Genomic DNA, 11,862 nt, shown 5'->3' with positions numbered 1-11,862 from the left:
GCGGGCCGGCGCCAGAGGCCGCGCCGACGGGACAACACGCAGGGTCCCGGGTATGGTTCGCGCCCCCGGTCTGCACGTCCCCCACCGGCGGGGCACCCGTACTCCGCGGGCAGGGGGTGGGGATCCACGCCTACAGGCCGTGCTCGCTCAGCCGCTACCAGCTCAGTGGGGCGTGCGTACCGCCGTCGTCTCCTTCCACACCGCGCGGGCCGCCTGCAAAAAGGCGTCGTTCTCCGCTGGTGTCCCCACAGAGGCGCGCAGTCGACTCGGTACGCCGTTGTCGCGGACCAGGACTCCGTGGTCGAGCAGGGCCTGCCACGCCCGGCGGGTGTCGTCGAAGGCGCCGAACTGTACGAAGGGTGCGTCGGATTCGTCGGCCTCGTAGCCGATGGCGGTCAACTCGTCCACGACGCGGCGCCGTTCATCCTTGAGCTGTTCCACGTAGGCCAACAGCGTGTCGGAGTGCTCGAGCGCCGCCATGGCGAGCGCCTGGGTCACGGACGACAAGTGGTAGGGAAGGCGTACGAGTTGCACCGCGTCGACCACGGCGGGTGCGGCGACCAGATAGCCCACTCGCAGCCCCGCGGCACCGAAGGCCTTGGACATCGTGCGGGTGACCACGAGGTGGGGCCGGCCCTCGATCAGCGGCACCAGGGACGGTCGGTCGGAGAACTCCCCGTACGCCTCGTCCACGATGACCATGCACGGACGGGCTTGCTGCGCCGTGTCGTACACCTCGAGCACGGTTTCCGCGGGCACGGCGGCACCGGTCGGATTGTTCGGGGAGGTGATGAGGACGAGGTGGGGCCGTTGCCCGGCGAGAGCCTCGCGTGCGGCGCGCAGATCGATGCCGAAGTCCCGGTCCCGCGTGCAGGAGACCCACGCCGTACCGCTGTTGCGAGCGATCAGCGCGTGCATCGTGTACGACGGCTCGAAGCCGAGGGCGCGGCGGCCCGGCCCGCCGAACGCCTGGAACAACTGCTGGAGCACCTCGTTGGACCCGTTGGCAGCCCACACCCGCCGGGCGTCCACCGAGTGACCGGTGACGCGTGTCACGTACCCGGCCAGCCCGGCCCTCAGCTCCAGGGCGTTCCGGTCCGGATAACGGTTGAGCCCGCCCGCGACCTCGCGCACCCGTTCCGCCATCGCCCGCACCAGCGGCTCCGGCAGCGGGTAGGGGTTCTCGTTGACGTTCAGGCGTACCGGGACATCCAGTTCGGGCGCGCCGTAAGGGGTCTGTCCGCGCAGCTCGTCGCGGACGGGCAGATCGTCGATGCGGGTCACCGGGGGCACTTTCTGGTCGAGGAATTCGAGGACGAGCGGGCCTGGCGAGGTCACCGCACTCCTCGAAGCAGGAGTGACGGGCGCGGGGTGTACATCAGCTCCGGCAGCGCGTCGCGCCCGGGGCCGGATCGGACTTGGTCAGGGATCCGCGGACGTCCGCGCCGCGGTGGACGGCGTGCCGGTCGCCGGCTGAGGTGCAGCCGAGCACGAGGGCACGCACCTGCCGGCAGCGGCGGCGGCCAGGCACTGGGCGACGCGCCCGCTCATGGACATGCCGTGGGCGTCCGCACAGTCCACGTCCAGTTCGTCGAGACCGTGGCCACCTCGTGGGCGAATCCCCCGGTGGAGCAGTGCGGATGAGGCTTGGCGCTCTCACCCGTACCCCGGTGGCCGACCGTGACCGTGCTCCGCGGGTCGGCGAAGTCGTCGCGCACGCCGTCCCACCAGCGGTGGTCGTTCGCCTGGCCGGCGAGCAGCACGAGCCGGGGGCCCGTCCCCGCGGATCCGGTAGGCGATGCGGACCCCGCCCGAGGTCTCGGCGTGCGGCACTGTGGTTCCTTTCGGAGACGACATGCTGGGCGGACCGCGCCTGAGCCGGGCGGCCGTCCGGGGCCATGGCGGGCACGTGCTCGCCCCACCGGGCCAGGGCGAAGCCAGATCTTGCCGTTGCGGTGCAGCACGGCATTGCCGGGACCTGTCCTATCGACCCGGTGGCCATATTCCCGGCAATACCTGACCCGGTGGCGGGTGCGGGGATTCTTTCCGCACCCAATGTCCTCTGGTCAGTCTCGCACTCTGCCACTGGGCATCACAAGGAAAGAAGAGACATATCAGGGGGCACTTTCACTCCGCCAACTGCCTCTTTTCTGCCGCCGCATTACGGTCGCCGCGCGCGGTACGCGCCTTACGGCGCGGCGGAGTTTTTCGAGTGCGTTCTGGCCGCTGCCGAGGGCGAGGTGAGTTGGTCGGCGATGTCGGCGGCACCGGCTCTCCTGTGTGTCCACTGCCGTCCCGCGTCCGCATCGGTACCGCTACCGGGCCAGGACCTCGTGCTGAACGAGGTAGCCGCACCGATCAACGATCCTGCTCCCTCAATCGCCGTCTGCCAGCTCAGAGCGGGCCTGGATGAATGTGTCCGATGTGGGTGTTGATCGCAACCATGACGAAGGGCGCCCGTTGGTCAGTGCGTGAAGACGAACCTGGACGACCGATCAGCGGCGAGAGCCCGCACCGCGAAGCGAACGGCGTTCCCATGTCCTGCGAGGACGGGTGAGGTGCGCCTTGTTCCGTATCCCTACAAGGAGTGCCCCAGGGGGAGTTGACGGCGGACGATACAGTCGTGGTGACACAGGGGCCGCTCCACGTGTCGATCCCAACCTGATCACGGCCAGAGCCTCAATCGACAATCAAATTCCCTCTACGATCAGCCGTCGAGTCGACGCACCCAGTCGTCGCGGTACGCCGCCCAGTCCGCCGCCGTCGCGGCGAAGTCCACGTAGAGGGCGACGCCGAAGTGGGCGCGGTCCGCGTCCGTGCGGGACAGTGCAGCTGCCGAGAATGTCATCCATGCAGCTCAGGGACTTGCTCGGCGCTGAGGCAGGATTAGCACTCGTGTTGCTTCGTCTCGCCCACCTGACCATCACCAACGCTTTCCCCGTGCTGCGGCTGTTACCGATGAGTGAGCGCGACAAGGACGCTGAGTTTCTCGTCCTGCGCCACCAGATCATGGTCCTCGAGCGGCAGCTCGGGGAGGGCCGGGTGAAGTTCGCCTTGGAAGACCGAGCCTTCCTCGCCGCTCTGCTGGTGCCGCTGCCGCGTCAGGTTCTGCGTCTGCTGCGGTTGCTGGTCCAACCCGACACCGTACTGCGATGGCACCGCGACCTGATCGAGCAGCGCCACGCCCGCACCTGCCGACCCAATAGGCCGGGCCGCCCGCCCACCGTTCGCTCGATCCGCATCCTGATCCTGCGCCTGGTCCGGGAGAACCCGTCGTGGGGCTACCGCAGGGTGCACGGCGAACTCGCCACGCTCGGCGTCAGCATCGCCGCCTCCACCGTATGGGAGATCCTCAAGATCGAGGGCATCGACCCCGCACCCGACCGGGCCGCCACGACCTGGGCCGGCTTCCTGCGCTCCCAAGCCGACGCGGTCCTGGCCTGCGACTTCATCGAGATCGTCACCCTGACCGGCCAGCGCCAGTACATCCTCGCGGTCATCGAGCACGCCACCCGCCGCATCCGGATCCTCGGCACCACGGCACACCCCACCGCGCAACGGGTAAGCCAGGCCGCACGAAACCTGGTGATGGACCTGGAGGACGCCCGGACCAGCGTCAAGTATCTGATCCGGGACCGGGACGCGAAGTTCCCGACACTCTTCGACCAGATCCTGGGCGAGGCCGACATCCAGGTCGTGCTCACCGGCGTTCGGATGCCGCGCATGAATGCCATCATGGAGCGCTGGGTCCAGACCTGCCGCCACGAACTCCTGGACCGCACTCTCGTCTGGAACGAGCGCCACCTGCGCCACGTACTCCGCCAGTTCGAAGAGCATCACGACAGCCACCGGCCCCATCAAGCGATGAACCAGGCCGCGCCACTGCGTGCGGTACCCGAACCAATCACCGATCCCGGGCGCATCTCCCGTCTGGCCATACGCCGCCGAGACCGGCTCGCCGGAGTGATCCACGAATACCGCCACGCCGCCTGACCTGGCCGGATGACATATTCGGCAGCCGCACCGCTCTACGACGCCCTGGGCATCACCATCAGGTACGAACACGCAATGAGGACCGCGACCGTAAGGTCGAGGCCCTCGTCACCGTATCGTCAATCGTTGTGTGTCCGAGGGGCGAGTTGACGGCTGACGATACGGTTCCGGTGGCACAAGGAAAGCTCTGTGCCTGAGACTGGTCCTTGCGTACTCCAACCTCCCTTGCGGCGCAATCCGGTTGACGTCCCCGCATCCAGGTCGGCACGACTCGCGCGGGCGGCGAGCTGACACGCTCCCGTTTCGGGCGCCGGACCGAGGGGGCCGGTGACGCCCAGCCACCGGGCGAGCCGGATGGCGGCGTCCCGCGTTGTCCATCGGCTGCGGGACGCGGGGGTTGCATCGTGTTCCGCAGCCCGCACCGACGCGCGTGGTCGGGCGGGCCGGCGATCGGGGTCGGTGACCGCCCCGACCGCTTGGTGAGACCTCGACGGACACGCGTGGGTCCCCCGCTCCCGAAAAGGTGCCCGCCCCATCCGCCCGGTTCCGCGCGACGGACCCGCCCTCCAGCCGCGTAGAGCAGACGACGGATTCACCCACGGAGGGGACTGCACAGTGACATCGCGTGCACTCAAGGGGGCACTGAGGGGTGCCAGGGGTACGGCGACCGCGGCGGCGGCGATGGCCGTCCTGGCCGCGTCGCAGGCGCCCGGGGCGGTCTCGACCGAGGCCGCGGAGCCCGCGCGGAAGGCGGCGCCCGCCGAGCACGGCCCCAGCGTGTCCGGCGACACCCCGTACCGCACCGGCCTTCCCCCGCTGCGGACACGGGAGAACGGCTCGGCACCGGGAGCGACGGGCGGCGCCGCCCTACCCGCGAGCGTGTTCACCGCGTACCGGCGTGCCGAGGAGAAGCTGGCGCGCAGCGCGCCCGGCTGCCGGCTGCGCTGGCAACTGCTGGCCGCGATCGGCCAGGTGGAGTCCGGGCAGGCATGGGGCGGCCGGGTGACCCCGGACGGTACGACCGTGACGCCCATCCTCGGCCCGCGGCTGACCGGCGGCGCGTTCGCCGTCGTGCCGGACACCGACGGCGGCGCGTACGACGGGGACGCAGTGTACGACCGCGCGGTCGGCCCGATGCAGTTCATCCCGTCCACCTGGGCCCGCTGGGGGACGGACGGCAACGGCGACGGACGGTCGGATCCGAACAACGTCTACGACGCGGCGCTCGCCGCCGGCCGCTATCTGTGCGCGGGCGGCCGGGACCTTTCGCTTCCCGCCGACCTGAACCGGGCGATCCTGGGCTACAACCACTCGGACGCTTATCTGCGCACCGTCAAGGCCTGGTACGCGTACTACCTGACCGGACACCGGGTAGTGCCGGACGCGCCCGCCGAATCCCGGCCGTACCGGCCGAAGCCGTCCCACCCGAAGAGGCCGAAGCCCTCGCAGCCGAAGCCCTCGGACGACCGGAAGCCGACCCCCGGGCCCTCGCGCACGGCGTCGGCGCCGCCCGCCTCACCCTCCCCCGGCCCGTCCGGTACGGCCGGCGTCCCCAAGGAGTCCGGGACGGCGCCGGTCCCCGCTCCCGAGCTGAGTCTCACGCCGCCCGGCGGCGTGCTGCCCGACGTGAAGCCGCTGACCATCGGCAACAGCTAGAACACGATGGGCGTCTCCCCCTCCACAACCACGACTACTCGGCGGTAATGTCGCCACCCGCCGGAAGCACAGGACCGGCAGGTGAGTGCGAAGGGGCCCTCATGGCGACGGACACGCCCACAACGGCCGCCGAGGAGCGTTGGCAGCGCATGTGGAGCCATCGTGAGCAGCTGCTCAAGGTGGCCCGGCGACGCTCCATGAGCCAGGAGGACGCCGAGGACGCCGTGCACGAGGCGATGTTGCGGGCCGCGGAGCGCCCGGACCTCGACGACGAGCGGCTCGGCGCCTGGCTGACGACGGTGACGATGCGGCTGTGCGTCGACCGGTACCGTCAGGTCAACCGCGAGGCCGAGGTGGGCAGCCGCCCCACGCTCGTCGTGCCGGGTCCGGTACCCGTCGAGGAGGCGGTGTGCGACCGGGCCGAGGCCAAGTGGCTCGCCGTGCGCAGCGGTGAGCTGCCCGCCCGGCAGGCGGAGGCCCTCCGGCTGAAGTCCGAGGACCTGGACGTGAGCCAGGTCGCGGTACGGATGGGGCTCAGCTACCGGACCGTCGAGTCCCTGCTCGCCCGGGCCCGGCGGACGCTGCGCGCCTCGCTGGCCGGGACGCTCGGACTGGTGCTGTTCCTGGTCGGGCGCGGGCGGCTCCGCGGGAGCGGCAAGGCCCAGGTGGTCGCGGTGACCTCGACGGCGGCGACCCTGGCGGTGGCGGGGTTCGTGCTCCCGTACGCGCTCAACGCGGGCGGGAACGGGAGCGGTCCGGCGCAGCGGCCGGCCGCGTCCAGCGACGGGCAGGTCCGGCGCGGCGACACCGCGGGCGGGGGGCGTACCCCCAGGACGCGCGCCCCTTCGCCCCCGGCGCCCGGGGCCCGGAGCCGGACGCCCTCACCAACCGGGGGAACGTCCCTGCCGCTGCCGTCTCTGCCGGACGTGTCCTCGTCCCCGCTCCAGGGGCTTTCGGCGCCGCAGGTCCCGCAGGTGCCCGACGTGCCGAAGGTGCCGAACCTGCCGACGAGCTCAGCCGCCTCGTCGGTCCCGTCGCTTCCCCCGGCCTCGGCGATACCGGCGGCTCCGCTCTCCTCCCTTGGCCCTGGTTTGAGGACGCCTTCGAGCCCGCCGTCGCCGAAGCTGCCGTAGCACGCCGTAAACGCGTCCGTGCCGTAGCCCGCCGTAACCGCGTCCGAAAAAAATCCCGGTCGCCGCGACGGACGCCCCGCGCCTCCCCGTAGAGCAGATGTCGGAGCTGCTCCACAGGCGAAGGGTGGGACCGGATGGGTGTCGAGATCTGTGTGGAGGGGCTGACCAAGTCCTTCGGCCACCAGGTCATCTGGCAGGACGTCTCGCTGACGCTGCCCGCCGGGGAGGTCTCGGTGATGCTCGGCCCCTCGGGGACGGGCAAGTCGGTGTTCCTCAAGACGCTCGTGGGACTGCTGAAGCCGGAGCGCGGCTCCATCACCATCCAGGGCCGGGACATCACCAATCTCCGTGAGCACGACCTGTACGAGGTGCGGAAGCTTTTCGGCGTGCTGTTCCAGGACGGCGCGTTGTTCGGCTCGATGAACCTGTACGACAACATCGCGTTCCCGCTGCGCGAGCACACCCGCAAGTCCGAGAGCGAGATCCGGCGCATCGTGCTGGAGAAGATGGACATGGTCGGGCTGATCGGCGCCGAGGGGAAGCTGCCCGGTGAGATCTCCGGCGGCATGCGCAAGCGTGCCGGACTCGCCCGCGCCCTGGTCCTCGACCCGGAGATCATCCTGTTCGACGAGCCGGACTCGGGCCTGGACCCGGTCCGGGTGGCCTACCTCAACCAGCTCATCGTCGACCTCAACGCACAGATCGACGCGACCTTCCTGATCGTCACCCACGACATCGCCTCGGCCCGCCAGGTGCCGGACAACATCGGGCTGCTGTTCCGGCGCGAGCTGGTTATGTTCGGGCCCCGTGAGGAACTGCTGACCAGTGACGAGCCCGTCGTACGGCAGTTCCTGAACGGCCGTATGCAGGGGCCGATCGGCATGGCGGAGGAGAAGGACGCGGCCCAGGTCGAGCAGGAGCTGGCCCAGATCGACGAGGGTCCACGAGTCCGGGACCTGACTCCCCGCCTGCTGCCCGGCCCCGGCATCACCCGCCCGCCCCGCTGGGAGGCGATCACGAGACGCGAGGCAGAGCTGCACGGGACGGGGGTGAGCAGCGCGTGAGACTCTCCCCGACAGGTGCGCTCCGGCACTCGGGCAACCTCTTCGCGATGGCGCTGGACGTCGCCCGGACCATGCCCCGACGGCCCTTCCAGGCACGGGAGTTCATCCAGCAGGCGTGGTTCGTCGCGAGCGTCACCATTCTGCCGACGGCACTGGTCTCGATCCCCTTCGGGGCGGTCATCGCGCTGCAGATCGGCAGCCTGACCCGCCAGCTGGGCGCACAGTCCTTCTCCGGTGCCGCGTCCGTGCTCGCGGTGCTGCGCGAGGCCTCGCCCATCGTCACCGCGCTGCTGATCGCGGGCGCGGGCGGCACGGCGATCTGTGCGGACCTCGGGGCACGCAAGATCCGGGACGAGATCGACGCGATGCAGGTGCTCGGCATCGACCCGATCCACCGGCTCGTCGTACCGCGCGTGCTCGCGTCGATGGTCGTGGCCGTGCTGCTCAACGGCCTCGTCTCGGTCGTCGGTGTCGCGGGCGGCTACTTCTTCAACGTCGTCCTCCAGCACGGGACGCCCGGCGCCTATCTGGCGTCCTTCACCACCCTCGCCCAGCTGTCCGACCTGTGGGCGGCGGAGGTCAAGGCGCTCGTGTTCGGGGCCATCGCGGCGATCGTCGCCTCCTACAAGGGGCTGACGGCGCAAGGTGGTCCCAAGGGCGTGGGCGATGCCGTCAACCAGTCCGTGGTGATCACCTTCATGCTGCTGTTCGTGACCAACTTCGTGATGACCGCGGTGTACTTCCAGGTCGTCCCGCAGAGGGGTTAGCCGATGAGACCACGGAATCTCCTCGATCGCCCCTTGCGCTCACTCGAAGAGCTGGGCACCCAACTGTCCTTCTACGGGCGTTCGCTCGCGTGGACGGGCCGCACCCTGCGCCGCTACAAGAAGGAGGTCCTGCGGCTGCTCGCCGAGGTGAGCTTCGGGCGCGGCGCGCTCGCCGTCCTCGGTGGCACGGTCGGCGTGATCGCGTTCCTGTCCTTCTTCACCGGCACCGAGGTCGGCCTCCAGGGCTACGCGGCCCTCAACCAGCTCGGCACCTCCAACTTCGTGGCGTTCCTGTCGGCGTACTTCAACACCCGGGAGATCGCTCCGCTGGTGGCCGGGCTCGCCCTGTCCGCGACGGTCGGCGCCGGGTTCACCGCGCAGCTCGGTGCGATGCGGATCAGCGAGGAGACCGACGCGCTGGAGGTGATGGGCGTCCCGTCGCTGCCGTTCCTGGTGACGACGCGGATGATCGCCGGCTTCGTCGCGGTGATCCCGCTGTACGTGATCGGACTGCTCTCCTCGTACCTGGCCGCCCGCACCATCACCACCGGCTACTACGGGCAGTCGACGGGCACGTACGACCACTACTTCCACCAGTACCTGCCGCCCGTCGACGTGTTCTGGTCCTTCGGCAAGGTGATCGTCTTCGCCGTGCTGATCATCCTGGTGCACTGCTACTACGGCTACCACGCGAGCGGCGGCCCGGCGGGTGTCGGCGTCGCGGTGGGGCGTGCGGTGCGGACCTCGATCGTCGCCATCAACGTCCTGGACTTCTTCCTGAGCCTCGCGATCTGGGGAGCCACCACGACCGTACGGATAGCGGGGTGACAGCGATGCACATGCACAGAATGAGACTCAGGCTGTACGGCATCGCGTTCCTCGCCGTGCTCGCGCTGCTGCTGTCGCTCGCGGTGGCCGTCTACCAGCAGACGTTCACGTCCGTCGTGTCCGTCACCCTTCAGGCCGGCACCCTCGGCAACCAGCTCGATCCACGGGCCGACGTCAAGCTGCGCGGGCTGCTGGTCGGCGAGGTGCGCGAGGTGCACGCGGACGGTACGAAGGCCACGCTGGACATCGCGCTCGATCCCCGGTACGTCCCGTCCATCCCCTCGGACGTGCACGCCCGCCTGCTGCCCAAGACGCTGTTCGGCGAGAAGTACGTCGACCTGGTCCCGCCCCCGCGCTCCGCGTCGTCGCCCCGGCCGATCCGCGCCGGAGACGTCATCACCCAGGACCGCACGAAGGTCGGCATCGAGGTGCAGCAGCTGATGAACGACCTGCTACCGCTGTTGCGCACGGTCCGGCCGGGTGAGCTCAACGCCACGCTCTCGGCGTTCGCCACAGCGCTGGATGGCCGCGGCGACCGGATCGGTGACAACCTCACCCGGGTCGAGGGATATCTGCGCCGCCTCAACCCGCACATGCCCTCCCTCAAGGAGGACATCTCGCGGTTCGCGGACGTCGCCGAGGTGTACGGCGACGCCGCGCCCGACCTGATGCGGATCTTGCGCAATGCAGTCACCACCAGCCGCACGATCGTCGACAAGAAGGACCAGCTGGCCGCCGCGCTCCGCTCGACCGCTTCCGTGGCGGACACGGCGAACGGCTTCCTGTCCGAGAACGGCGACCGACTGATCACCCTGGGCCGGGTCTCCCGCCCCACGCTGGAGTTGTTCGCCCGCTACTCCCCCGAGTACCCGTGCCTGTTCCAGGGACTGGTCCGGCAGGAGAAGGCCTCGGAGGACGCGTTCCGGGGCGGCGAGATGCGGATCACCCTCGAAGTCGTCCGGCCGCAGGGGGCGTACCAGCCCGGTGAGGAGCCGGTGTACGGCGAGCGGTCCGGCCCGAACTGCCGTGGCCTGCCGCATCCTCAGGTGCCCGGCCCGAAACCCCATCTCGATGACGGTACGTCGGCCGGAGATTCCGGCGGCGCACTCCCCGGAGGTGTCAACGTGTCCGCCACCCGGGGTGAGCAGCAGGCCGTCGGCTCGCTCGTGGCCCCTGTCATGGGCGTCCCCGCCAACCAGGTGCCGCCCGTAGCGACCCTGCTGTTCGGTCCGCTCGCGCGCGGAACGGCGGTGAGTGTCGTATGAACAGGTCAGGAGCCCGGCAGACCGCCGCCCCGCTGGTCAAGTTCAGCCTCTTCGCCCTGGTCACGATCGCGGCGACGGCGCTGCTCGCCGCCACCATCGTCAATGTCTCCTTCACCCCCAAGGACACCTACCACGCCGTGTTCACCGACGTCACCGGGCTGGAGACCGGCGACGACATCCGCGTGGCCGGTGTGCGGGTGGGGGAGGTCGAGGGCATCCGGGTCAAGGACCGGACCCTGGCGGAGGTCACGTTCACCGTCAGCGCGGACCGGCCGCTGCTGGCGGGGACCCACGCGGTCGTCCGCTACCGCAACCTGGTCGGGCAGCGGTACATCGCGCTCACCGAGGGCCCCGGCGACGTCACCGCCCGGCTGCGGCCGGGCGGCACCATCCCGCTGTCCCGGACCCAGCCGGCCCTGGACCTCAACGCCCTGCTGAACGGCTTCAAGCCGCTGTTCGCCGCGCTCAGCCCGAGCGACGTCAACCAGCTCGCCACCGAGATCGTCCAGACCCTCCAGGGCGAGGACGGCACGGTGAACAGCCTCCTCGCGCACACGGCCTCACTCACCAGCACCCTCGCCGACCGCGACACGCTGATCGGATCGGTGATCGACAACCTCAACACCGTCCTGGACACGCTCGACAAGCGCGGCTCCCGCTTCTCCGAGCTACTCACACAGCTGCGCCGGGTGGTCTCGGGGCTGTCCGCCGACCGGGGGCCCATCGGAGAGTCGCTGGTGCGTATCGGCGACCTCACGGACGTCACGTCGGGGCTGCTGAAGGACGCGCGTCCACCACTGAAGGACGACATCGCCGGACTCGGCGATCTCACCGGAACGCTGAACAAGAACGAGAACACCGTGGAGGGCGTCCTGAAGCGGCTGCCGAACAAGCTCAACGCGCTGACCGGGACTGCGTCGTACGGCTCCTGGTTCAACTTCTACCTCTGCGACTTCGACGGCCGGATCGTGCTGCCGAAGACCAAGCAGGTGATCACCCCGGAGCTGCACGTGGCGCGGGCGAGGTGCGGCGGATGAGACTGCGTGTCCTACGGAAGCGCCGTCCTGAGCCGCTGGTGAAGGTACGGGTCCTACCACCGAAGCTGCCGAAACTCCCCCGGCTGCTGCCGAAACGCAAACCCCGCCCCCAGCCGCTG

Annotated in this window: 10 protein-coding genes; 8 read left to right on the top strand and 2 right to left on the bottom strand. The window is 70.0% G+C overall.

Annotated features, from left to right (window positions below):
* Positions 1-162 precede the first annotated feature (162 nt).
* Together AC5WRT_RS29500 and AC5WRT_RS29495 are read right to left on the bottom strand one after the other, a co-directional pair.
* Complete coding sequence (locus AC5WRT_RS29500; protein WP_496100792.1) at positions 163-1,284, bottom strand: histidinol-phosphate transaminase; 1,122 nt, start codon at positions 1,282-1,284, stop codon at positions 163-165.
* A gap of 1,423 nt (positions 1,285-2,707) precedes the next feature.
* On the bottom strand, positions 2,708-2,848 hold the full coding sequence (locus tag AC5WRT_RS29495) for a hypothetical protein (RefSeq protein WP_496097231.1): 141 nt from the start codon (positions 2,846-2,848) through the stop codon (positions 2,708-2,710).
* 47 nt (positions 2,849-2,895) lie between these two features.
* On the opposite strand from AC5WRT_RS29495, the gene AC5WRT_RS29490 reads away from it, so the two are divergent.
* The 8 genes from AC5WRT_RS29490 (at position 2,896) to AC5WRT_RS29455 (ending at position 11,743) form a co-directional block, all read left to right on the top strand.
* Positions 2,896-3,993 (top strand): integrase core domain-containing protein, encoded by a 1,098-nt coding sequence (locus AC5WRT_RS29490; RefSeq protein WP_496100791.1) that lies wholly within the window; start codon positions 2,896-2,898, stop codon positions 3,991-3,993.
* A gap of 615 nt (positions 3,994-4,608) precedes the next feature.
* Positions 4,609-5,649 carry a lytic transglycosylase domain-containing protein gene (locus AC5WRT_RS29485; RefSeq protein WP_496097191.1) on the top strand — a complete coding sequence of 347 codons (1,041 nt, stop codon included), beginning with the start codon at positions 4,609-4,611 and terminating at the stop codon, positions 5,647-5,649.
* 101 nt (positions 5,650-5,750) lie between these two features.
* The gene (locus AC5WRT_RS29480) at positions 5,751-6,782 is read left to right on the top strand and encodes an RNA polymerase sigma factor (RefSeq protein WP_496100780.1); all 1,032 of its coding nucleotides are present in this window, start codon (positions 5,751-5,753) and stop codon (positions 6,780-6,782) included.
* A 134-nt stretch (positions 6,783-6,916) separates the two neighbouring features.
* Complete coding sequence (locus tag AC5WRT_RS29475; RefSeq protein WP_496097193.1) at positions 6,917-7,846, top strand: ABC transporter ATP-binding protein; 930 nt, start codon at positions 6,917-6,919, stop codon at positions 7,844-7,846.
* Complete coding sequence (locus AC5WRT_RS29470) at positions 7,843-8,613, top strand: MlaE family ABC transporter permease (protein WP_496097194.1); 771 nt, start codon at positions 7,843-7,845, stop codon at positions 8,611-8,613. Before AC5WRT_RS29475 ends, AC5WRT_RS29470 begins: the two co-directional genes overlap by 4 nt.
* A 3-nt stretch (positions 8,614-8,616) precedes the next feature.
* The gene (locus AC5WRT_RS29465; protein ID WP_496097195.1) at positions 8,617-9,441 is read left to right on the top strand and encodes an MlaE family ABC transporter permease; all 825 of its coding nucleotides are present in this window, start codon (positions 8,617-8,619) and stop codon (positions 9,439-9,441) included.
* 11 nt (positions 9,442-9,452) lie between these two features.
* Positions 9,453-10,706 carry an MCE family protein gene (locus AC5WRT_RS29460; protein WP_496097196.1) on the top strand — a complete coding sequence of 418 codons (1,254 nt, stop codon included), beginning with the start codon at positions 9,453-9,455 and terminating at the stop codon, positions 10,704-10,706.
* The gene (locus tag AC5WRT_RS29455; RefSeq protein ID WP_496097197.1) at positions 10,703-11,743 is read left to right on the top strand and encodes an MCE family protein; all 1,041 of its coding nucleotides are present in this window, start codon (positions 10,703-10,705) and stop codon (positions 11,741-11,743) included. The genes AC5WRT_RS29460 and AC5WRT_RS29455 overlap by 4 nt, the downstream gene beginning before the upstream one ends.
* Positions 11,744-11,862 lie beyond the last annotated feature (119 nt).

The organism is Streptomyces sp. NTD91 (assembly GCF_059510455.1).
Note: the sequence above shows the minus strand (reverse complement) of the source record. Positions and strands in the feature narration are given on the sequence as shown.

Bases quoted from the DNA above. Each gene is read 5' to 3' on its own strand.
- AC5WRT_RS29475 (WP_496097193.1), top strand. From the start codon at position 6,917: ATGGGTGTCGAGATCTGTGTGGAGGGGCTGACCAAGTCCTTCGGCCAC.
- AC5WRT_RS29465 (WP_496097195.1), top strand. From the start codon at position 8,617: ATGAGACCACGGAATCTCCTCGATCGCCCCTTGCGCTCACTCGAAGAG.
- AC5WRT_RS29455 (WP_496097197.1), top strand. From the start codon at position 10,703: ATGAACAGGTCAGGAGCCCGGCAGACCGCCGCCCCGCTGGTCAAGTTC.
- AC5WRT_RS29495 (WP_496097231.1), bottom strand. From the start codon at position 2,848: ATGACATTCTCGGCAGCTGCACTGTCCCGCACGGACGCGGACCGCGCC.
- AC5WRT_RS29480 (WP_496100780.1), top strand. From the start codon at position 5,751: ATGGCGACGGACACGCCCACAACGGCCGCCGAGGAGCGTTGGCAGCGC.
- AC5WRT_RS29460 (WP_496097196.1), top strand. From the start codon at position 9,453: ATGCACAGAATGAGACTCAGGCTGTACGGCATCGCGTTCCTCGCCGTG.